Origin of the sequence: Sphingomonas naasensis (assembly GCF_004792695.1) — a bacterium.
Lineage (GTDB): Bacteria > Pseudomonadota > Alphaproteobacteria > Sphingomonadales > Sphingomonadaceae > Sphingomonas > Sphingomonas naasensis.
In genome coordinates this window covers 173,648-195,174 of the sequence record NZ_SRXU01000005.1, presented here as the reverse complement: position 1 = coordinate 195,174, position 21,527 = coordinate 173,648, and the positions used below count along the sequence as shown (strand labels likewise).

Sequence of the window (21,527 nt, the reverse complement as noted above, 5' to 3'; positions counted from 1 at the left end):
AACGCTCGCTTAACCTGCATTGCCAAGGTGTTTCCGGGCGCGGACTGGATCAGACGGCGACAAGCGCCTATGTGCGCAGGCGTGATTCCCGCAGATTTTCAACTGGCCGGGCCGCTCGCGAAGCGGCGGATCGTCGTCGCCATGTCGGGCGGCGTCGATTCCTCGGTGGTCGCCGCGCTCGCCGCGCGGAGCGGCGCCGAGACGATCGGCGTGACGCTCCAGCTCTATGATCATGGCGAGGCGGTCGGCCGCGCCGGCAGCTGCTGCGCCGGCCGCGACATCCGCGACGCGCGCGCGGTCTGCGATCGGCTCGGCATCGCGCACTATGTCTTCGATCACGCCTCGAGCTTCCGCGAGACGGTGATCGACGATTTCGCCGACGAATATCTCGCCGGGCGCACCCCGATCCCGTGCGTGAAGTGCAACATGGGGCCGAAATTCACCGATCTGTTCGCGCTCGCGCGCGACCTCGGCGCCGATTGCCTCGCCACCGGCCATTATGTCCGCCGCGTCGAGGGCCCGGCGGGCGCCGAGCTCCATCGCGCCGCCGATCCGGCGCGCGACCAGAGCTATTTCCTGTTCGCGACCACCCAGGCGCAGCTCGATTTCCTGCGCTTTCCGCTGGGCGGCCTGCCCAAGCCGCGCGTGCGCGAGCTCGCCGCCGAGCTCGGCCTCGGCGTCGCCGCCAAGCCCGACAGCCAGGACATCTGCTTCGTCCCCGATGGCGACTATGCGTCGCTGGTCAAGAAGCTGCGCCCCGATGCCGAGACGCACGGCGCGATCGTCGACGAGTCCGGCCGCACGCTCGGCGCGCACAAGGGCCTGATCCACTTCACCGTCGGCCAGCGCCGCGGGCTCGAGATCGGCGGGGCGCCCGAGCCTTATTATGTCCTCCGGCTCGATCCGGTGACGCGCGAGGTGATCGTCGGTCCCAAGCGCGCGCTCGCGGTCCGCGCCGCGCGGATCGAAGGCGTCAACTGGCTCGGCGGCGATTATGCCGGCCCGATGACGGCCAAGGTGCGCAGCCTCGCCAAGCCGGTGCCCGCGCGGTTCGTGGAGGGGCGCGTGGTCTTCGAGACCCCCGAATATGGCGTCGCACCCGGCCAGGCAGCGGTGCTCTACGCCGGCGATCGCGTGCTCGGCGGCGGCTGGATCGCCGAGACCGAACGCGCCGAGTTGGCGTCGGTCTAGCCGATCACTGCGACTTCGGCCGGGACGTGGGGAAACAGGCGGTCACCTCGACAGGCCCCGGCAGCAGGATCGACCCCTCGATCACGGTCACACACGTCCCGAAAAGGATCGCGCGCTCGCGCTCGCGCGTGCAGGCGATATATCCGCCGCGGCGGCTCGCCTGGAATGCCCGGAATGTATCCCGCCCGAGCCGTTCGGCCCAATAAGGGGTGAGCACCGCATGCGCCGATCCGGTGACGGGATCCTCGTCGATCCCGGCGGCGGGCGCGAAGACGCGGCTGATCACGTCGGTGTCGGTGCCCGGCGCGGTGACGATGTTGAGCGTGTCGCCGATCGCGGCGAGCGCGCGAAAATCGGGCGTCAGCGCCAGCACGGCCTCGGCGCTTTCCAGCACGGTCAGGTCGTAGCCGCGCGGATGGCGCAGGGTTTCGGCCTCCGCCACGCCCAGCGCATCGAGTAGCCCGGGTACCTGCTGCGGCACGGGGGGATAGGCGGGCAATGCCATCTGATAGCCCTTTCCGTGCCGCGTCACTTCGAGGACGCCCGATTGCCGCGTGCGGAATCGGACGCGATCGCGTTCCCGATCGCTTGCCAGGATATAGTGCCCGCTCGCCAGCGTCGCATGTCCGCACAGCGCGACCTCGACGGCGGGGGTGAACCAGCGCAATTCGTAGTCCGCCGCACCGCTCGCATCGGGAACGAGGAAGGCGGTCTCGGAGAGGTTGTTCTCCTCCGCGATCGCCTGCAACACCACATCGTCGAGCCACGCATCGAGCGGGATCACCGCCGCCGGATTGCCGGTGAAAGGTCGATGGGCAAAGGCGTCGATCTGGGCGAAGGGAAGCTTCATCGCGTGTCCTTGAGCAAATCGGTCTCGGCGAGCGGATTGCCGGGTTCGTCGACCTGGCCCTCCGGATCGACATGGATCAGCACTTCGGTGTCGGGAAATTCCTCGGCCAGCTCCTTTTCGAGCCGCTCGACCACGTCGTGCGATTCGAGCACGGTCATCTGTGGATCCATCCAGATGTGGAACTGGACGAAGTCCTTGTTGCCGCTGGTCCGCGTGCGCAGATCGTGCAGCCCGATCAGCTCGGGGTGGCGCGCCGCCACCTCGACGAAGCGCCGGCGCTTCTCCTCGGGCCATTCCTTGTCCATCAGCTGGGCGATCGCGTCGACCGAGGCGCGCCACGCGCCGAACAACAGCCACAGCCCGATCGCGATGCCGAACACCGCGTCGGCCCCGGCGATCCCGGCATAGCTTTCGAGCGCCAGCGCGACGATCACCGCACTGTTGAGGAACAGGTCCGATTCATAATGGATCCGGTCGGTCCCGATCGCGATCGATCCGGTGCGGCGGACCACCGCGCGCTGGTAGCGGGTCAGCGCCAGCGTCACCCCGATCGCGATCAGCGATACGGCGATGCCATATTCGGCCTCGACGCTGGTCTGGCGGTCCATCAGCCGCTGCGAGGCCTGCAACAGGATCGCGAAGGCCGAGACCGCGATCACCCCGACCTGGAACAGCGCGGCGAGCGCCTCGGCCTTGCCATGGCCGAAGCGATGGTCGTGATCGGCCGGCTGCGACGCGACATGGACGCCGGTCAGCGTCACGAGCGAGGCGACGAGATCGAGCACGCTGTCGGCGAGGCTGGCGAGCACCGCCACCGATCCGGTCCGCCACGCCGCCCATGCCTTGAGGCAGCCGAGCAGGATCGCGCAGGCGACGCTCGCCAGCGCCGCGCGCCGCGCAAGGTTCATGGGTAGAGCAGCCCTTCGCGCCAGCCGTCGCCGTCGCGGACGAACAGCCGCCGCTCGTGCAGCCGGTGCGCGCGGTCCTGCCAGAATTCGATGCGCGCCGGTGTCACGCGATAGCCGCCCCAATGCGGCGGCCGCGGCACCTCGCCGCCCTCGAAGCGCGCGCGCATCTCCTCGTAGCGCGCTTCGAAGGTCGCGCGCGCGTCGAGCGGGCGCGACTGGTCCGAGGCCCAGGCGCCGAGCTGCGAATCGCGGCTGCGGCTGGCGAAATAGGCGTCGCTCTCGGCGTCGCTCACCTGCGTCACCCCGCCTTCGATGCGGATCTGCCGGCGCAGCGATTTCCAGTGGAACAGCAAGGCCGCCCGCGGCACCGCCGCCAGTTCGCCTGCCTTGCGGCTCTCGCGGTTGGTGTAGAAGACGAAGCCGTCGGGCCCGTGCCCCTTGAGCAGCACCATCCGAACCGAAGGCTGGCCGGCACCGTCGACCGTCGCCAGCGCCACTGCGTTCGAATCATTGATCTCGCTCGCCCGCGCTTCGGCGAACCATGTGTCGAACAGCTGAATGGGATCGGTGGTGCTCATCAGCTGCCGCTTAGCCGATCCTCCCCCGGAGGGGGAGGGGGACCATCCGCAGGATGGTGGAGGGGTAATCTCCACGTGCGACGTCGCTTGTGGCAACTACCCCTCCACCGCTTCGCGGTCCCCCTCCCCCTCCGGGGAGGAATTGAGATCGGAACGACTCCCCTTCTGGCGGATTGAATCGGCTTCGCAACGAGGGAGTCGAACGATGGCCGCGCGCGCCTATTGGCAGGGACAGATACGGCTGGCGCTGGTCTCGATCCCCGTCGAAATCTACTCGGCGACCAAATCGGGGGCGCAGATCAGCTTCCATCAGATCCACGAGCCCTCGGGCAAGCGCATCAAGTACGAGAAGGTCGCCCCCGGCGTCGGCCCGGTCGACGTCGACGAGATCGTCAAGGGCTTCGAATATGAGAAGGGCCAATATGTCCTGCTCGAGCAGGACGAGATCGATGCGGTGAAGCTCGAATCGAAGAAGACGCTCGAGCTCACCCAGTTCGTCGACGCCGACGAGATCGACGTGCTCTATTACGAAAAGCCCTATTTCGTCGTCCCCGCCGACGATCTCGCCGAAGAGGCATTCATCGTGCTGCGCGAGGCGCTGCGGCGCTCGCGCAAGGTCGGACTCGGCCAGCTCGCGCTGCGCGGCCGCGAATATGTCGTCAGCCTCAAGCCGTGCGGGCGCGGCATGGTGCTCGAGACGCTGCGCTATGCCGATGAGGTCAACAAGGCGCAGGGATATTTCCGCGACATCCCCGATACCGCGCCCGACCCCGAGTTGCTCGGCCTCGCCGAGACGCTGATCGACAAGAAGGTCGCGAAATTCGATCCGAAGGAGTTCCACGACCGCTATGTCGATGCGCTCAAGGATCTGATCGAGCGCAAGAAAAAGGCCAAGGGCCGGAAGATCATCGAGGACAAGAGCGACGACGCGCCGAGCCGCGGCTCGAACGTCGTCGATCTGATGGCGGCGCTCAAGAAATCGCTGGAGAAACCCGAGGCGAAGTCGAGCGCGGCGGTGAAGACCAGGCCGGTCAAGGCGCCGGCGAAAAAGGCTGCGGCCCCGGCGAAAAAGGCGCCGGCGCGGAAGCGCGCCTGATCCATGGCCGATCGCGATCCCCTCGCCAGATACAACGCCAAGCGCGATTTCACTCAAACCGCCGAGCCGGCGGGGAAGATCGCGCGCACCGGCGGCAACCGCTTCATGGTCCAGAAGCACGATGCCAGCCGGCTGCATTGGGATTTCCGCCTCGAAGTCGATGGCGTGCTCAAGAGCTGGGCGGTCACCCGCGGCCCCAGCCTCGATCCGGACGAGAAGCGCCTCGCGGTGCGCACCGAGGATCACCCGCTCTCCTATGCCGATTTCGAAGGCACCATCCCCAAGGGCCAATATGGCGGCGGCACGGTGATGCTGTGGGACGACGGCGTCTGGGAGCCGGTCGAGGGCAAGAGCGCGAAGGACCTCGAAAAGGGCCATCTCCACTTCCGCCTCGAAGGCGAGCGGATGAAAGGCGAATGGCTGCTCATCCGCCTGAAGCCGCGCGGCAAGGAGAAGAGCGAGAACTGGCTGCTCCGCAAGATCGACGATGCCGAAGCCGGCGCGACCGATTTTCTGGTCGAGACCGCGCTCACCAGCATCAAGACCGGTCGGACGATGCAGGAGATCGCCGAGGGCAAAAAGGCAAAGATCCTCCCCGGAACGGGGAGGGGGACCAGCGAAGCTGGTGGAGGCGGGGCGCCACGCGCGTCCCGCTCGCGGAAGGCCCCCTCCACCGCGCAAGCGCGGTCCCCCTCCCCGTCCAGGGGAGGATCGAAGAAGAGCAAACCCCCCGCCTTTACCGCCCCCCAGCTCGCCACGCTGGTCGACAGCGTTCCGCCCGGCAACCAGTGGCTCCACGAAGTGAAGTATGACGGCTATCGCGCGCTGATCGCGACCGGGGCCAAAGGACCGAAAATCTACACGCGCTCCGGGCTCGACTGGACCGACAAGTTTCCCGGCATCGCCGAGGCAGCGAAGACGCTGCCGGCACCGGCACTGATCGACGGCGAGATCATTGCGACCAAGGACGGCAAGCCCGACTTCTCGACCCTGCAGGAAGCCATCGCCAATGGCGGCGAGGGGCTGAGCTTCTTCGCGTTCGACTTGCTCGCCGATCGCGAAGACACGACCAGGCTGCCCCAGCTCGCGCGCAAGGAGCGCCTGCGCGTTCTGCTCGAAGGCGCCGATACGCGCATCCAGTTCTCCGAACATATCGTCGGCGCCGGCGAGAAGCTGTTCGAGGAGATGTGCCGCGCCGGCTATGAGGGCGTGGTCTCGAAGCGCGCCGATGCGCCCTATCGCAGCGCGCGCACCAAGGCGTGGCTCAAGATCAAGTGCATCCGGCGCCAGGAATTCGTGATCATCGGCTGGACGCCGAGCAGCGCGAAGGGGCGCGGCTTCCGCTCCCTGCTGCTCGCGCTCAACGGGCCCGACGGGCTGGTCTATGCGGGCAAGGTCGGCACCGGCTTCAACCAGGCGACGCTCCACGATCTGCGCGAGCGCTTCGACAAGATCGGCGCGAAGGACGCGCCGGCGAAGGTCCCCCGACCCGAGGCGCGCGGGGCGCAATGGCTCAAGCCGCAGCTGGTCGCCGAAGTGGCCTTTGCCGAGTTCACCGCCGAGAACGTCGTCCGCCACGCCAGCTTCCTCGGCCTGCGCGAGGACAAGAAGCCGAAGGACGTCGTCGTCGAGAAGCCCGCGCCGCTTCCCGAGACACCGCCCGTGCCGCAATCGAGCGTCAAGATCAGCAGCCGCGATCGGGTGATCTATCCCGAGGCAGGCCTCACCAAGGGCCAGCTCGCCGATTATTATGCCGCAGTCGCGCCGGCGGCGTTGCGCTGGCTCGCCAATCGTCCGATCAGCCTCGTCCGCTGCCCGCAGGGTCGCGCCAGGCATTGCTTCTTCCAGAAGCACGACGCCGGCAGCTTCGGCGCGCATGTCCATCATGTCGATGTCCGCGAGAAGGACGGCTCGATCGAGCCTTATCTCTATGTCGACAGCCTCGACGGGATGATGGCCTGCGTCCAGATGGGCACGATCGAGTTCCATGGCTGGGGCAGCCTCGTCGCCGATATCGAGAAGCCCGATCGCCTCGTCTTCGATCTCGATCCCGACGAAGGGCTCGATTTCGCGATGGTCAAGAAAGCGGCCGAGGACCTCAAGGGCCATCTCGCCGATATCGGGCTGACGAGCTGGCCTTTGCTCTCGGGCGGCAAGGGCGTGCATGTCGTGGTGCCGCTGGTCCCGCAGGCCGAATGGCCCGCGGTGCGCAGCTTCGCCGAGCGCTTCGCCCGCGCGCTTTCGACTGCCGAGCCCGAGCGCTTCACCGCCAATCTCAAAAAGGCGACGCGCAAGGGCAAGATCTTCATCGACTATCTGCGCAACCAGCGCGGCGCCACCGCGGTGCTCCCCTATGTCGCGCGCGCCCGCGAGAACGCCCCCGTCGCCGCGCCGATCACGTGGAGCGAGCTGCGCGATCTCGAATCGGCCAAGCGCTTCACGATCCGCGACGCCGCGACCTTGCTTGAGCGCGCCGCCGGCCGCGCGCTGCAGGGCTGGGGCGAGGGTGGGCAGACGCTGCCCGATCTCTGACCTCCGCGCGCTGCGGCCGTCACGCGGAAGCAGCCGGAGTGTCACAATCGCCGTCTAGGCACGCCGCGGAAGGGCAATCCGGGCAGCGGGTCAGCAATGAACGGCACCGACAGGGAAAGAGCGCGCTGGCTGTTGCGCCATATCCTGCCGCACGAGCCCGCGCTGCGCGGCTGGCTGGCGCGGCGCGCGCTGCCGGGCCTCGATCCCGACGACATCCTCCAGGAATCCTACACGATCCTCGCCGAGCTCGAGAGCGTCGAGGCGATCCAGCATCCGCGCGCCTATCTGTTCCAGGTCGCGCGCTCGGTGATCACCCGCCATGTCCGGCGCACCCGGATCGTCCCGATCCACGCCGTCGAGGATCTCGAGCGGCTCGCGCTCCCCGACGACGCCGCCTCGCCCGAGCAGGTCGCGATCGATCGCGACGAATTGCGCCAGCTCGCCTGCGCGATCGCGGCGATGCCGGGCAAGACGCGCGAGGCGTTCATCCTGCGCCGGGTCGAAGGCTTGCCACAGCGCGAGATCGCGGCGCAGATGCGCATATCGGAGAATACGGTCGAAACGCATATTTCACGAGGCATCCGATTCTTGATTGATTGGTTCGGGCGTGGCGGAAAGGCACGGGCCCAAACCTCTAGGAGCATGGAAGCGGAGTTTGCCTCACTAGATGGCCGAGCGAGAAACCAGTCGCGACATTGATCAGGCGGCGTCCGATTGGGCGGCGCGACTGGATCGTGGGCCGCTGACTCCCAACGAAGCAACCGCGTTCGAGGCCTGGTGCGCCGGCGATCCCCGCCGCAAGGGCGCGCTGCTCCGCGCGCAGGCGCTGTCGGTGATGAGCGAGTCCGCGCAGGCGCTCGGTCCGGATTTCGATCCGGCGGCGTTCGAGGCGCCGAAACCGACGCCGCCGGGCGCGTCGCGGCGCAAGCTGCTGAGCTGGGGCGGCGGTGCCGTGCTCTCGGCCACGCTGGTGGCGCTGGGGCTCAACATCCCCAGCGCCGGCGCGGTCATCCGCACCGGGCGCGGCGAGATCCGCCTCGTCCCGCTCGGCGACGGCTCGACCGTGCTGCTCAACACGTCGAGCAGCATCCGGGTGCGCGAAGGCGCGGACGCGCGCGTCGTCAGCCTGATCGAGGGCGAGGCCTATTTCTCGGTCGCGCGCGATCCGCGCCCGTTCATCGTCGAGGTCGACGGCCGCCGGCTGCGCACCGGCCAGGCGGGGTTCCGCGTCCGCAAGCTCGCGGGCAAGCCCGTCGACGTGCTGGTCGATCGCGGCGAGGTCGATTTGCGGACCCCCGATCCTGCCGCGTCGGCGAGCGCCGCGCTGCTTCCCGCCAATAGCAGACTGGTTCTCGACGAGTCGGGACGTCCGCAGCCGATCGCGCCCGAGATCGTCACCCGCGAGCTCGCGTGGCGCGAGGGCAGGCTGGCCTTCGAGGGCGAGACGCTCGCCGAGGCGGCCGAGGCCTTCGCGCGCTACAGCGACATCCGCATCGAGATCCGCGATCCCGCGCTCGCCCGCGAGCCGGTGACCGGGCTGTTCGCCGCCAATGATCCGGTCGGCTTCAGTCGCGCCACCGCGCGGGTGTTCGACGCGCGGATGGAGCAGCGCGGCGATCGGGTCGTCCTCACCCGCGATGCCGCACCGCGTTAAAAATTTTCCGGCACGGTAGCGGAACCAGATCGCCGGCGGCTCTCAACCCCCGAACGCCGCGACAGAAGCGGCAATTGGGGGTCTGCCACAATGTTTTCCCGTCACTCCGTCCTCGCCTGCGGGGCCGCCGTCGCCGCACTCTCGATCGCCATGCCGGCGCAGGCGCAGGAGCGCGTCTTCGACATTCCCGCGCAGCCCGCGGTCCGCGCCATCCCCGAGCTGGCGCGGCAGGCGCAGATCCAGATCGTCGCCCCCGCGCGCGATCTGCAGGGCATTTCGACGCCGGCGGTGAAGGGTCGCATGGAGGTCCGCGTCGCGCTGCGCCGGCTGATCGCCGGCACGCCGCTCCGGATCGATTCGGATGACGGCCAGATCATCACGTTGCGATCGTCGGCGGGCACGTCGACCGGGGCGGGGCAGATGCAGGGCGTCGGCACCGGCAGCGTGCGCGGCCGCGTGTTCAACACCGCGACCGGCGAATTTGTCCGCAACGCCGAAGTCCAGGTCGAAGGCACGTCGATCCGCGCGCTGTCCGAGGATGACGGTGACTTTCGCCTGACCGGGGTGCCGGCGGGCGAGGCGACCGTGGTGGTGCGCTACACCGGCCTCGCCGAGCAGCGCTTGGTCGCCAATGTCGTCGCCGGTCAGGTCGCGACGCTCGACATCCAGCTCGGCGCGGCATCGGAGGCGGCGGCGCTCGATGCGAACGAGCTGGTGATCACCGCGATCCGCTCGGGCCAGGCCAGCGCGATCATGGAGCGCCGCGCCGCGCCCAACGCCAAGAACGTCGTCGCCGCCGACAATTTCGGCGCGCTCACCATGGGCGATGTCGGCGAGTTCATGAAGAACATGCCGGGCATCTCGCTCGACTATACCGAGGTCGACGCCACCGCGGTGCGCATCGGCGGGCTCGATCCGAAATATTCGACCTTCACCACCGACGGCGCGCGCATGGCGACCGCCACCTCGAACAACAATAACGGCCGGCAGAATTCGTTCGAGCAGATGTCGATCACCGGCATCGATTCGATCGAGCTCAACAACACGCTGACCGCGAGCATGGACGCCGATTCGCCCGGCGGCAGCATCAATCTGCGCAGCAAATACGCGTTTCAGCGCAAGGGCCGGCTGCTCCGCTTCCAGCTCGGCGCGGTCGGCACCTCGGATGCGGGCTTCTCTTCGGCCTATGCCCCCGACGACCGCAAGCATGCGCGCATCTATCCCTCGGCGCAGATCGGCTATGCCGACGTCTTTCTCGATGGCACGCTCGGCGTGGCGTTTAACGCCAGCTACAACGCCAATTACGTCCAGCAGGATCGCATCCAGACCGACTGGTCCTATCTCCCGGGCGGCCGGATCATGCCCTATCAGGTGATGTGGCGCCCGGGCCCGAAGTTCACCCACCGCGAGGCCGCCAATCTCAGCCTCGACTACAAGGCCAGCGACAAGCTGACCCTGTCGCTCAGGAGCAGCTACTCGTTCTACGACGTCGAATATTTCAACCAGTACACCTATCTGATCTTCGGCACGACGACGGTGTCGCGCGCCACCGCCGATTCGACCCCGACGCACATCGTGGTCAATCCGAACGGGACCAACACGCGGCTGCACACCCAATATTCGCATCGCTATGCCGGCACCCCGGCATGGCTGGTCGCGCCCAAGCTCGAATATAAGGACGACAGCTTCGAGGCGGTGCTGCGCGGCAGCTATTCGAGCTCGGAATTCAACTTCCGCGACAATTCGAAGGGCTTTTTCCAGCGCACCGACAGCTATCTGACGCGGATCGGCTTCACGCTCGATCGCCCGTCGACGAGCTCGAACGAATGGACGCTCAACCAGACCGCCGGCCGGCCCTGGGGCGATCCGACCAGCTTCAACCGCGACGACGATATCGGCAACAACATCCGCACCTCGGAATCCAATGCCGTCAACGAGATGTATGGCGGCAATCTCGATCTGAAGAAGAAGTTCGCCATCGCCGGGGTGCCGTTCACCGCGCTCGGCGGCGTCGGGCTGCGCAGCAACGACTGGCGCACCAACGAGGGCTCGTACGACCAGTTTCAATATGTCGGCCCTACCGGCGATCTGACCCAGAAGACGCCCGAGGCAGTGATCCCGTGGACCCGCAATTATGATTTCCGGATCATCGGCTTCGATGCCGGCAACATGAACCAGCAGAACTGGCGCGCCGACAGCAACTACGCGATGTACGATATCTTCGCGGCGCATCCCGAATATTTCGTGCCCGACACCGTCGGCAATCTGAAGCGCGATCTCGACAACAACAAGCGCGTCCGGGAAGACGTCTTCGCCGGCTATGCCGAGCTCCAGACCCGCGTCGGCCGGGCCAAATTCGATCTCGGGCTGCGCTATGAGAAGACGAAGACCGGGGCGCGGGTCGCCAATGTCCGCCCGGTCAAGGACGTCACCGCCGCCGGCCTGTCGGTCAGCACGGTCGAGGGGCTGCTCTACCAATATAATGGCGGCACCTGGTCGACGCGCCACGGCGAATATGACGACTGGTTCCTGAGCGGCGGGATCAAGTACGATTTCACCGACAATCTCGTCGGCCAGTTCGCCTATAGCCAGTCGATCCTGCGGCCCGATTACGGCAATCTCGGCGGCGTCACCTCGGTCAACGACGACACCCAGATCGTCAGCGTCCCCAACACGCTGCTCAAGCCCGAGCACTCGACCAAATATTTCGCCGGGCTGCAATATTTCCTCGAGCCCTCGGGTGTCGTCGGGATTTCCTATTACCGGCTCGACATCAAGGACATGCAGGTCACCGGCATCACCGTGAACCCCGAGGATGTCGGCTACAGCGCGGGCGATTATCCGGGCTATATCTTCCGCAGCGCGCAGAACGCGCCGGGGATCAGCACCAATGAGGGCGTGATCCTCGAATATGATCAGCAGTTCAATTTCCTGCCCGGCGCGCTGAAGGGCTTCGGCATGCGCGCCTCGCTGACGATGATCGATCCCGATGGCGAGCGCGTGAACATGCCCAAAAAGGCAGCCAATTGGGGCTTCCGCTACAGCTATTCGGGCTTCGACGTGCAGCTCACCGGCAACTGGCAGGACAAATACCGCACCAGCGCGCTGAGCAACACGCCGACCACCGCGAACAACGGCATCCTCTACCACGCCCCGCGCGAGCTGTGGAACGTCAGCGTCAACTACAAGCTGTCGAAGAATTTCGATCTGATGCTGGCGGGGCGCAACATCTTCAACGCGCCCGACGTGATCTACTCGAACGTCCCCGGCCGGGTGCAGCAATACAGCATCTACGGCTCGATGTGGAATGTCGGGATCAAGGGCACTTTCTGAGCTGAACGGAAGCGGGAGAAGCACATGGTTCTGATGATCGATCGCCGCCGTCTCGTCGTCGGCGCCGCGCTCGGGCTGGGCGCGCTCGCGCTCCCGGCCGGCCGCGCGCTCGCCGGGGATCTGCTCGGCGCGCAGGGGTTCACCCACAATGTCGCCAGCGGCGAGCCCGGGCCCGATTCGATGCTGCTGTGGACGCGCTACGTTCCCGCCGGGGGCGACGGCGCGATCCGGCTCGAGGCCGAGCTGGCGCTCGATCCCGGCTTCACCCGCCCCATCGCCGGCGGCACGGTGCAGACCGGCCCGTGGCGCGACTGGACCGCCAAGATCACCGTCGACGGGCTCAAGCCGGGAACGGTCTATTGGTACCGTTTCGTCGCCCCCGATGGCAGCAAGTCGCCGGTCGGCCGCACCAAAACCTTGCCGGTGGGCAATGTCGGCCGCTTCGGGCTCGGCGTCTTCTCCTGCTCGAACCTGCCGTTCGGCTGGTTCAACGCCTATGGCCATGCCGCCGCGCGTGACGATCTCGATCTCTGGCTGCACGTCGGCGACTATATCTACGAGGCCGGCAAGCCGGCGGCGACCGACGCCCGCGTCCTCGCCGAGCGCACGCTCGCGCCCGATCACGAGATTCTCGCGATCGCCGACTATCGCCTGCGCCACGCCTGCTACCGCGCCGATCCCGATCTCCAGCGGCTGCACCAGATGGCGCCGATGGTCGCGCTGTGGGACGATCACGAATCGAGCAACGACAGCTGGGAAGGCGGCGCGCAGAACCACCAGCCCGCGAAGGAAGGCGAGTGGAATCTGCGCCGCGCCGCCGCGATGCAGGTCTATCGCGAATGGATGCCGGTCTCGGACGAGCCGTGGAAGGCCTATCCGATCGGCACGCTGGCGACGCTCTACCGCACCGAATCGCGTCTGCTCGCGCGCACCCGGCCCGCCGATATCGACGCGGCGTTCAAGGCGGGCAATCCCGATGCCGCGCTCGCCACGTTCCGCGACGGGGTCTGGCAGGATCCCTCGGCGACGATGCTCGGCACCACGCAGGAGAGCTGGCTGGCGCACGCATTCAAGGCCAATGCCCGCACCACCGCATGGCAGCTGGTCGGGATGGGCACGATCCTCGGCCGGACGGTGATGCCGCAGGACGCAGTCGGCTGGCTCCGCCCCGACGCCAGCGACAAGACCGTCACCAGCTTCCGCAACGATGCCCGCGCGGCGCGCCTCGGCCTGCCGATGTGGATGGATCGCTGGGACGGCTATCCCGCGGCGCGGTCGCGGCTGCTCCGCGCGGCGCAGGCGGCCGATGCCGATCTGGTGATGCTCGCCGGCGACAGCCACAATGCCTGGGCCTATGGCCTGATCGAGGACGGCCGGCCCGCCGGCGTCGAGTTCGCCGGGCAGGCGGTCACCTCGAACGGCATGGAGGGCAACATGGCCGCCGATCCGAAGGTCGTCGCGCAGGGCTTCGTCGCCGCCAATCCCGAGCTCAAATGGGCCGATATCAGCCGCCGCGGCTATATGATGATCGAAGTCACCCCGCGCCGCGTCACCGGCGAATGGCAGTTCCTCAAGACGATCAAGACGCGCGACACCGGCCTCGCCGGCACCCACCGGATGGCGGTCGAGCGCGGGCGGAGGGTCTTCGCCGCCTGATCCGTTCGTCCCCGAGCTTGTCGAAGCGCGGTGGTTCTTCTACCGCGCGGCACGACAGAATCGCGCCTCGACCTGCTCGGTGCGAACGGAACCCATAGATGCCCTCTCCGCAAGACCGCCGCACCTTCGCGATCATCTCGCACCCCGACGCGGGCAAGACCACGCTCACCGAGAAGCTGCTGCTGTTCGGCGGCGCGATCCACCTCGCCGGCGAGGTCAAGGCGCGCGGCGCCGCCCGCCGTGCGCGCTCGGACTGGATGAAGATCGAGCAGCAGCGCGGCATCTCGGTCACCTCGTCGGTGATGACCTTCGAGCGCGAGGGGATCACCTTCAACCTGCTCGACACGCCGGGCCACGAGGATTTCTCGGAAGACACCTATCGCACGCTCACCGCGGTCGATTCGGCGGTGATGGTGATCGACGTCGCCAAGGGCATCGAGAGCCAGACGCGGAAATTGTTCGAGGTCTGTCGGCTGCGCAACGTGCCGATCATCACCTTCGTCAACAAGGTCGATCGCGAGGGCCGCGAGGTCTTCGACATCCTCGACGAGGTGGCGAACCTGCTCGCGCTCGACGTGACGCCGATGACCTGGCCGGTGGGCATGGGCGGCAATTTCGAGGGGATCTACGACCTCGCCACCCACCGCCTGCTGCTCCCCGAAGGCAATAGCCGCGAGTTCCAGGGCAAGGTGGTCCAGACCAGCGGGCTCGACGATCCGCAGCTCGACGCGATCCTGAGCGCCGACAATCTCGCCAAGCTGCGCGAAGAGGTCGAGCTGGCCGGTGTCGGCTATCCCGAGTTCGACGCCGAGGCCTATCGCCATGGCGATCTTACTCCGGTCTATTTCGGCTCGGCGCTCAAGGAGTTCGGCGTCGATTCGCTGATCGAGGCGCTCGCCAGCTTCGCCCCGCCGCCGCGGCCCCAGCCCGCCGAGCCCGCCCCGGTCGAGCCCAGCCACGACGAAGTCACCGGCTTCGTGTTCAAGGTCCAGGCCAATATGGATCCCAACCACCGCGATCGCATCGCGTTCATGCGGCTGGTCTCGGGCACCTTCAAGCGCGGCATGAAGCTGACGCCCAGCGGGCACGGCAAGCCGATCGCGATCCATTCGCCGATCCTGTTCTTCGCCCGCGAGCGCGAGCTGGCGGACGAGGCGTTTCCCGGCGACATCATCGGCATTCCCAATCACGGCACGCTGCGGGTCGGCGACACGCTCAGCGAGCGCGCCGATGTCCGCTTCACCGGCCTGCCCAATTTCGCCCCCGAGATTCTGCGCCGCGTCCAGCTCAAGGATCCGACCAAGACCAAGCAGCTGCGCAAGGCGCTCGACGACATGGCCGAGGAAGGCGTGACGCAGGTCTTCTATCCCGAGATCGGCTCGAACTGGATCATCGGCGTGGTCGGCCAGCTCCAGCTCGAGGTGCTGCTCAGCCGGCTCGATGCCGAGTACAAGGTCGCCGCCGGGCTCGAGCCCGCGCCGTTCGAGACCGCGCGCTGGGTGTCGGCCGAGGATCCGAAGGATCTCGAGGAGTTCACCAGCCTCAATCGCGGCGCGATGGCGAGGGATCGCGACGGCAACCCGGTGTTCCTCGCCAAATCGGCGTGGGAGGTCGGCTATATCGCCGATCGCTACGCCAGGGTGAAGTTCGCGGCGACGCGCGAGCGCTAGGCCGGTCGTTACGCTAAGCGATTGGCAACGCCTCGCGCGCTAGTCTCATCCATTATCGGATGAGGGTGAAATGGCGCGCGCGTTGGACATCGATCTGCAAATGCATCTGCGCTCGATCGAGGCCAATCCCCTGTTCCGGGCCGAGATTCACGCCGCGCACCGTCATGTCCGCTTCACCTTTGACGGCTTCTGGGATGAGGAGACCGTCGGCTGGTTCGACGAGGCGGTCGAGGCGACGGTCCGCGCGATGAACCGCAGCGGCATCGCCTATGGCCGGTTCCGCACGCTGATCGACGTGCGCGGCGCGCAGCTCCTCTCGCAGACCGTCGCCGAGCGCGTCGCGATGCTCGCCGCCAAGCACGCCCCCGCCTCGGACCGCATCGCGATCCTCGCCGGCAGTACGTTGCAGAAGATCCAGTATCAGCGCGTCGCGGCGCAGCGCGAGTTCCGGCATTTCGTCTCGGCGCGCGAGGCGATCAACTGCCTCACCGCGCACTAGGTCGAAACGCGTTCCCAAATCCTCCCCCCGCAAGGGGGAGGTGGCGCCGAAGGCGACGGAGGGGGAGGTGGGCGATGTCCTCTCCGACGCAGCGCAGTGAGTCCGCCCCCTCCGTCACGCATGCGCGTGCCACCTCCCCCTGGCGGGGGAGGATTGAACAGCCGCCTCGGCGCGGTCTAGTCGACCCAGTCGCGTTTGAGGAACCGGCTCGCCAGCGCCATCAGCGCGCCCGCGACCAGATACAACCCCAGCCCTGCCGCGATCGCGTAGCGTAATGCCTCGTCGCCATAAGCCGGGGTCAGCGCCTTCGACAGCGCGCCGATCGCCCAGCTGCCCAGCCCCAGCCCGATCAGATTGTTGATCAGCAGGAAGCTCGCCGAGGCGGTGGCGCGCATCTGCGCCGGCACGAGATGCTGGACCGCGGTCAGCACCGGCCCGAGCCAGACATAGACCAGAGCCTGCGGCAGCAGGAACAGCGCGAAGGCGATCGGCCAGCTGCTCGACAGCACCCCGGCGATGAACAGCGGCGCCCCCGCGGCATAGCAGATCGCCGGCGCCAGCGCGTACCAGCGCCGGTCGCGCGCGCCCAGCCGGTCGCCCATCCAGCCGCCGATCAGGATCCCCGCGACGCCGCCGCTGAGCAGCAGCGCGCCGAAGAACTGGCCGGTCTCGACCAGCGTCAGTCCGAAGCTGCGCTGCATCAGGCTCGGCAGCCAGAACGCCACGCCATATCCGCACATCGATCCCGCCGCCGCGCCGAACGCCATCAGCCAGAAGCTCGGCTTGGCCGCGAGGATCGCGAACACCTGCGACACCGGCGCCGCATCGGCCCTGGCCGCGGCGCGCGGCGGGTCCTTTACGATCAGCCGGAAGAAGGGCGCGATCACCAGCCCCGCCACGCCGACGGTGACGAACGCGGCCCGCCATTCGACATTCTGCGCGATATAGCCGCCCAGCAGCACCCCGCCCGCGGCGCCGAGCGGAATGCCGAGCGAATAGATCGCCAGCGCCCGCGCGCGCTTCTCGGGCGGGAAATAATCCGCGATCAGCGCGTAGCTCGGCGCCACCCCGCCCGCCTCGCCGACCCCCACGCCGAGCCGGAACAGGAACATCGTCGTGAAATTCTGCGCGAAGCCGCACAAAGCGGTGAACGCGCTCCACACTCCCAGCGAGACGGTGATCACCCAGGTCCGGCTGGTCCGGTCGGCGAGTAGTGCCAGCGGAATCGCCAGCGTCGAATAGAGCGCGGCGAAGGCGAGGCCGCCGAGCATGCCGAGCTGCGCGTCGTCGAGCCCGAGATCCTTCTTCACCGGCTGGGCGAGGATCGAGAGGATCTGCCGGTCGAGGAAATTGAAGCTGTAGACGAGGAGCAGCATCGCGAGGACGATCGCGGGATAGCGGCGGTTCGGAACGGAGGTGCTGGCGGGCATCGGGGCTCCTTCGAAGCAAGCGAGCCGGATGTCATCGGACACCCGGCTCGCGAAGGACGTTGGGCAGGATCGCCGGATCAGAAGCGGACTTCGAGCGTCCCGGTCACGGTGCGCGGCGGGCCGTAATAGCCGATGATCGAATTGCCGGTGAACGCGCCCGGGAAATTGTAGCCGCCGACGCGGTAGCGCGTGTCGGTCAGGTTGCGGCCGGCGATGCCGATCCGGTAACGGCCGCTGCCCGAGGTCCAGTTGAGCGCGGCGTCGACCAGCGCATAGCCGTCCTGATCGAGCGCCGGAGTCGCGATCTCGAACATCTGGACGTCGCTGCGCAGCGACACCGAAGGGGTGAACGCGATCGTGCCGCCGGCGAGGTCTTCGGACCAGGTCGCCGAGACGTTCGCCGTCCATTCGGGGGTGTTCTGGAAGGCGCGCTGATCGGCGACGTCGACCGGGGTGGTGCCGCCGGCGATGAAGGTCAGGAACTCCTTATAGTCGGCATGGGTGTAGCCGAGCGCCGCGCTCGCGGTGAAATGGCGCGACGGCACTGCGCGCATCTCGAGCTCGAGCCCGTAAATGTCGGCCTTGCCGGCATTGTCGACGAAGCTGGCGATCCCGCTCGGCAGCGCCGGCACCTGGATCGTGACCTGCTGGTCCTTGTAGTTCGAATAGAAGCCGGCAAGATTGACGAACAGCGTCCGGTCGAGGAACGCGCCCTTCATCCCCAGTTCGTAGCTATCGATCGTCTCGGGCTCGTAGCCGTCGACCGTGGTCGGCGTGAACACCGCGTCGCCGCGCATGTCGAAGCCGCCCGATTTGAAGCCCTGGCCATAGCTCGCATAGAAATTGAGGTCGGCGCTCGGCTGGTAGCTCACGCTCACCCGCGGGGTGAATTTCTCGAAGCTGCGGCTGTTGGTGTAATCGGTGCGGATCAGCCCGGGCACCGCGGTGGCGTTGCCGAAAACCGGGCTGCGGATGCCGGTATAGTTGCGGCGGAAGACCGTGCCGGTCTTGTCGTCCTTGGTGTAGCGCGCGCCGACCGAGACCTTGAACTGCTCGGTCAGGTCGAAGCTCAGATCGCCGAACGCGGCATAGCTCTTGGTCAGCACCGTGCCCGAGGTCAGCGTGGTGGTGTTGAGCAGCCCGACGACGGTGTCGAACGCGCCGCTGGCGCGGCCGTTGAGATAATAGAGGCCGACCACGCCCTGCGCGCGATCGCCTTCGTAGAGCAGCTGCAATTCCTGGGTGAACTGGCGGTCGTCATATTGCGCGGGCACGTCGAGCGTCGGGCGCTCGGTGTTGTCGAAGTCGATCAGCGTGTCGGTATGGCCCTCGCGCCAGGCAGTGATCGTCTTGAAGGTCAGCGTGTCGGTCAGGCCGATCTCGCCGGTCGCCGAGAGCCCCTTGGTCTCGACGCGGTTGTCGTCGCCGATGCCGGCGCGGGTGTCGTAGACGCTATCGGTCGGCGCATAGATCGGGTCGGTGCCGTTGGGCAGCAGCCGGGTGCCGTGCCGCGGCAGCGAGGTGTCGAGGATGCGATCGCCCGAGACGCGCACGAAGATATTGTCCGACGGCGTCAGCTCGGCCGAGAGCCGCGCGGCGAGGACGTTCTTGTTGTACTGGTCCACCCCGGTGGTCAGGTTCTCGCCATAGCCGTCGCGCCAATATTGCGCGACCGCGCCGCCGATCGAGAGGATGTCGCCGACGGGGACGGTGACCTGCCCGATCAGATCGATCTGGTTGTACGAGCCATAGGAAACCCGCGCCTTGGCCTCGAAATCATGGCCGAGCCGCTTGGTGACATATTTGACCGCGCCGCCGATCGTGTTGCGGCCATAGAGCGTGCCCTGCGGGCCGCGCAGCACCTCGACGCGCTCGACGTCGAAAATGTCGAGCACTGCGCCCTGCGGACGCGCGACATAGACGTCGTCGAGATAGAGCGCGACGCCGGGCTCGAAGCCCCAGAGCGGGTCTTGCTGGCCGACGCCGCGGCTGAACGCGATCAGCGTCGAGTTCGAGCCGCGCGCGATCTGCAGCGTCAGGTTCGGGGTCTTGTCCTGCAGCGCGGTGATGTCGGTCGCGCCGGTGCGGACCAGCGCGTCGCCCGAGACCACCGACATCGAGATCGGTACGTCGATCAGGCTTTCCTCGCGGCGCCGCGCAGTGACGGTGATTTCGCCGGTCTCTTCGGCAACGGCCTGGGTGGCTTCCTCGGCGGCCTGCGCGAAGGCGGCGGCGTTCGCATCATGGTCTTGCGCGAAGGCGGGCGCGGCGGCGAGCGCCGCAAGGGCAGCGCCGGCTCGGAGAATCGCGCGGACGGAGTTCAGGCGTGACATGGTTTTCCTCCCCAGAATTCGACCCGGTCTCGTGCGGGTTGTAAGCTGTCGAAACAGGCTATACTGAAACCTGAACCGGGTTTCAACTTGGAAGAAGGGGGGGAGAGGCTATGCCAGGCGGCAGTGGCGCGGACGCCACACCTCAGAGACTGGACGGCGATGCGGCGAGCGCCGGCAAGGAGCCGCGCACCGCGCGCGGCCGCAAGACGCTGCGCGCGATCCTCGATGCCGCCGCGGTCGAGTTCGGCGAGAAGGGTTTCCACGAAGGCTCGATCAGCGGGATCACCCGGCGGGCGGGCGTCGCGCTGGGCAGCTTCTACACCTATTTCGATTCGAAGGACGATGTGTTCCGCGCGCTGGTGCGCGACATGTCGGAGCAGGTGCGCGAGCATGTCGCGCCCGCGCTCAAGGACGCGCCCGGCCAGATCGCGGCCGAGAAGGCGGCTTTATTGGCCTTCATCCGCTTCGCGCGCACCCACAAGGAGATCTACCGGATCATCGACGAGGCCGAGTTCGTCGATCCCGAGAGTTTCCGCATGCACTATGCCACCACCGCCGATCGCATCGCGAAGCGCCTGCGCGCCGCCGCCGATCGCGGCGAGGTGCGCGACGATGTCAGCGAGGTCCATGCTTGGGCGATCATGGGGATGAACGTGTTCCTCGGCCTGCGTTACAGCGTCTGGCAGGAAGACGTCGCCCCCGAAGCGATCGCCGAGACGGTGGCGACGATGCTCGCGCGCGGGATCGGGGTGGAGCCGGACTAGGCTGCCCGCAGCCGCTTGCCGTGGGCCTTTCCTTCGTCACCCCGGCCTTGTGCCGGGGTCCACGGCGCCGCAAGCCAGGTTGAGCGGGATAGCAGCGCGCTGGCAGCGGGCGTCCGCTACCGCCCGACTTGCGGACGGTCGCATAGACGACGATGCTGCTGCGATGAAGCGCCGAGGACTTGTTGCATATGGAATTGCGGTGGCGGGAATTACCCTGCTTACCGCTGATGCCACGCTCAGTTCACTGGCAGTCGCGTACGATGTCGCTGAAAAAGTAACCGCGTCGGCAATCGCCGCGTGGCTTGCAGCGTCCTTTATACCGATATCTTCGTCGGCCCTGATCTGGATGATGGAGAGGCGGGTCGACCCACGGTGGCGATGGCTCCCGCACCTCTTATTTATTCCCGCCGCGATCGCGGTGGTCAGGGTTGGATCATCGGTCTACTTGCGGGAAACCGGCTTGCTGCCAGACAGCATGATGACAGATTTCACTCTGTTGGCCGCGACCGGCTACCTGTTACTTGCCTTGGTTGTTCACTTGGGCGCGTTTGTTGCAGCCGCTGCTCGCGCTACGCACAAACCAAACGGCGGCTAACCACCAATCTCCGTCGTTCGCGCGCGGCGAAGCGGCCGAAAGCTGCCGGACCGCTAACGCTCCGGTTGCGGACGCCATTTGCTGTGTTAAGCTTATCGAATGGACTTCGGGTTCGCTCCGTTTGCTTTAATAGTTTTGATGGCGGCCCTGATTGCAGCCGCAACCATATACCGGCTGGTAAAGTCTTCCTTCCTCGCCGTTGTAGGCGGCGTTTTATCGACGCCGGGGTTGCTGTTTACATGGGCAATCTACGATTTCGTCTATAATTTCGCTCCTGACGATCCCCCGCCTTTTGGAATGCTATTTGGCCTACTGATTCTCATTGGGGCCGCCTTACCGTTCACGCTCGTGGTCAGCTGCCTGACAGTTCGCTATCTGCGAACACGCCAAGGCCCGAATGGCGGCTAACCACCCGAAGTCGGACATTCCGCGCGCGAG

At 67.0% G+C, this 21,527-nt stretch carries 17 protein-coding genes; 12 read left to right on the top strand and 5 right to left on the bottom strand.

All coding sequences use genetic code 11. The annotated features are described in order from the left end of the window. Positions 1-81: 81 nt before the first annotated feature. Positions 82-1,191, top strand: a complete 1,110-nt coding sequence (gene mnmA, locus E5A74_RS12855) for a tRNA 2-thiouridine(34) synthase MnmA (protein ID WP_420822500.1) — start codon at positions 82-84, stop codon at positions 1,189-1,191. A gap of 4 nt (positions 1,192-1,195) precedes the next feature. On the opposite strand, the gene E5A74_RS12850 is transcribed toward mnmA, so the two are convergent. From E5A74_RS12850 to pdxH, 3 genes are read right to left on the bottom strand one after another with little or no spacing between them, the layout of a single operon-like run. After that, positions 1,196-2,041: a PhzF family phenazine biosynthesis protein gene (locus tag E5A74_RS12850; RefSeq protein WP_135985543.1), complete on the bottom strand. Its 846-nt coding sequence runs from the start codon at positions 2,039-2,041 to the stop codon at positions 1,196-1,198. After that, positions 2,038-2,949, bottom strand: a complete 912-nt coding sequence (locus tag E5A74_RS12845) for a cation diffusion facilitator family transporter (RefSeq protein ID WP_135985541.1) — start codon at positions 2,947-2,949, stop codon at positions 2,038-2,040. Before E5A74_RS12845 ends, E5A74_RS12850 begins: the two co-directional genes overlap by 4 nt. Beyond that, positions 2,946-3,527: a pyridoxamine 5'-phosphate oxidase gene (gene pdxH / locus E5A74_RS12840; protein ID WP_135985538.1), complete on the bottom strand. Its 582-nt coding sequence runs from the start codon at positions 3,525-3,527 to the stop codon at positions 2,946-2,948. The genes E5A74_RS12845 and pdxH overlap by 4 nt, the downstream gene beginning before the upstream one ends. 205 nt (positions 3,528-3,732) lie before the next feature. Between pdxH and ku the strand changes: the two genes are divergently transcribed. The 8 genes from ku to E5A74_RS12800 all read left to right on the top strand — a co-directional run bounded on the left by ku (position 3,733) and on the right by E5A74_RS12800 (position 15,967). Continuing rightward, entirely contained in the window at positions 3,733-4,623 is an 891-nt protein-coding gene (ku, locus tag E5A74_RS12835) for a non-homologous end joining protein Ku (protein WP_135985536.1), read from the top strand. A gap of 3 nt (positions 4,624-4,626) precedes the next feature. Then, on the top strand, positions 4,627-7,155 hold the full coding sequence (ligD, locus tag E5A74_RS12830) for a DNA ligase D (RefSeq protein ID WP_135985534.1): 2,529 nt from the start codon (positions 4,627-4,629) through the stop codon (positions 7,153-7,155). A 96-nt stretch (positions 7,156-7,251) separates the two neighbouring features. Further along, on the top strand, positions 7,252-7,854 hold the full coding sequence (locus E5A74_RS12825) for an RNA polymerase sigma factor (protein ID WP_135985532.1): 603 nt from the start codon (positions 7,252-7,254) through the stop codon (positions 7,852-7,854). Then, positions 7,823-8,809 carry a FecR family protein gene (locus E5A74_RS12820; RefSeq protein ID WP_135985530.1) on the top strand — a complete coding sequence of 329 codons (987 nt, stop codon included), beginning with the start codon at positions 7,823-7,825 and terminating at the stop codon, positions 8,807-8,809. The genes E5A74_RS12825 and E5A74_RS12820 overlap by 32 nt, the downstream gene beginning before the upstream one ends. A gap of 90 nt (positions 8,810-8,899) precedes the next feature. Beyond that, complete coding sequence (locus E5A74_RS12815) at positions 8,900-12,142, top strand: TonB-dependent receptor domain-containing protein (RefSeq protein WP_135985528.1); 3,243 nt, start codon at positions 8,900-8,902, stop codon at positions 12,140-12,142. A gap of 24 nt (positions 12,143-12,166) precedes the next feature. Further along, positions 12,167-13,798 (top strand): alkaline phosphatase D family protein, encoded by a 1,632-nt coding sequence (locus E5A74_RS12810; RefSeq protein WP_135985526.1) that lies wholly within the window; start codon positions 12,167-12,169, stop codon positions 13,796-13,798. Positions 13,799-13,896: 98 nt separating this feature from the next. Further along, the gene (locus E5A74_RS12805) at positions 13,897-15,468 is read left to right on the top strand and encodes a peptide chain release factor 3 (RefSeq protein WP_135985524.1); all 1,572 of its coding nucleotides are present in this window, start codon (positions 13,897-13,899) and stop codon (positions 15,466-15,468) included. A gap of 70 nt (positions 15,469-15,538) precedes the next feature. After that, complete coding sequence (locus E5A74_RS12800) at positions 15,539-15,967, top strand: hypothetical protein (RefSeq protein ID WP_135985522.1); 429 nt, start codon at positions 15,539-15,541, stop codon at positions 15,965-15,967. 176 nt (positions 15,968-16,143) lie between these two features. Here E5A74_RS12800 and E5A74_RS12795 read toward each other — a convergent pair whose 3' ends face one another. After that, complete coding sequence (locus E5A74_RS12795) at positions 16,144-17,397, bottom strand: spinster family MFS transporter (RefSeq protein WP_135985520.1); 1,254 nt, start codon at positions 17,395-17,397, stop codon at positions 16,144-16,146. Positions 17,398-17,474: 77 nt separating this feature from the next. Continuing rightward, positions 17,475-19,730 carry a TonB-dependent receptor gene (locus tag E5A74_RS12790; protein ID WP_135985518.1) on the bottom strand — a complete coding sequence of 752 codons (2,256 nt, stop codon included), beginning with the start codon at positions 19,728-19,730 and terminating at the stop codon, positions 17,475-17,477. 110 nt (positions 19,731-19,840) lie between these two features. Between E5A74_RS12790 and E5A74_RS12785 the strand changes: the two genes are divergently transcribed. The 3 genes from E5A74_RS12785 to E5A74_RS12775 all read left to right on the top strand — a co-directional run bounded on the left by E5A74_RS12785 (position 19,841) and on the right by E5A74_RS12775 (position 21,497). Further along, a complete protein-coding gene (locus E5A74_RS12785) occupies positions 19,841-20,494 on the top strand; it encodes a TetR/AcrR family transcriptional regulator (protein WP_135985516.1) in 654 nt (217 codons plus the stop codon). A gap of 199 nt (positions 20,495-20,693) precedes the next feature. Then, on the top strand, positions 20,694-21,089 hold the full coding sequence (locus E5A74_RS12780; protein ID WP_166745754.1) for a hypothetical protein: 396 nt from the start codon (positions 20,694-20,696) through the stop codon (positions 21,087-21,089). Between the two features lie 138 nt (positions 21,090-21,227). After that, a complete protein-coding gene (locus E5A74_RS12775; protein ID WP_166745755.1) occupies positions 21,228-21,497 on the top strand; it encodes a hypothetical protein in 270 nt (89 codons plus the stop codon). Positions 21,498-21,527: the final 30 nt, after the last annotated feature.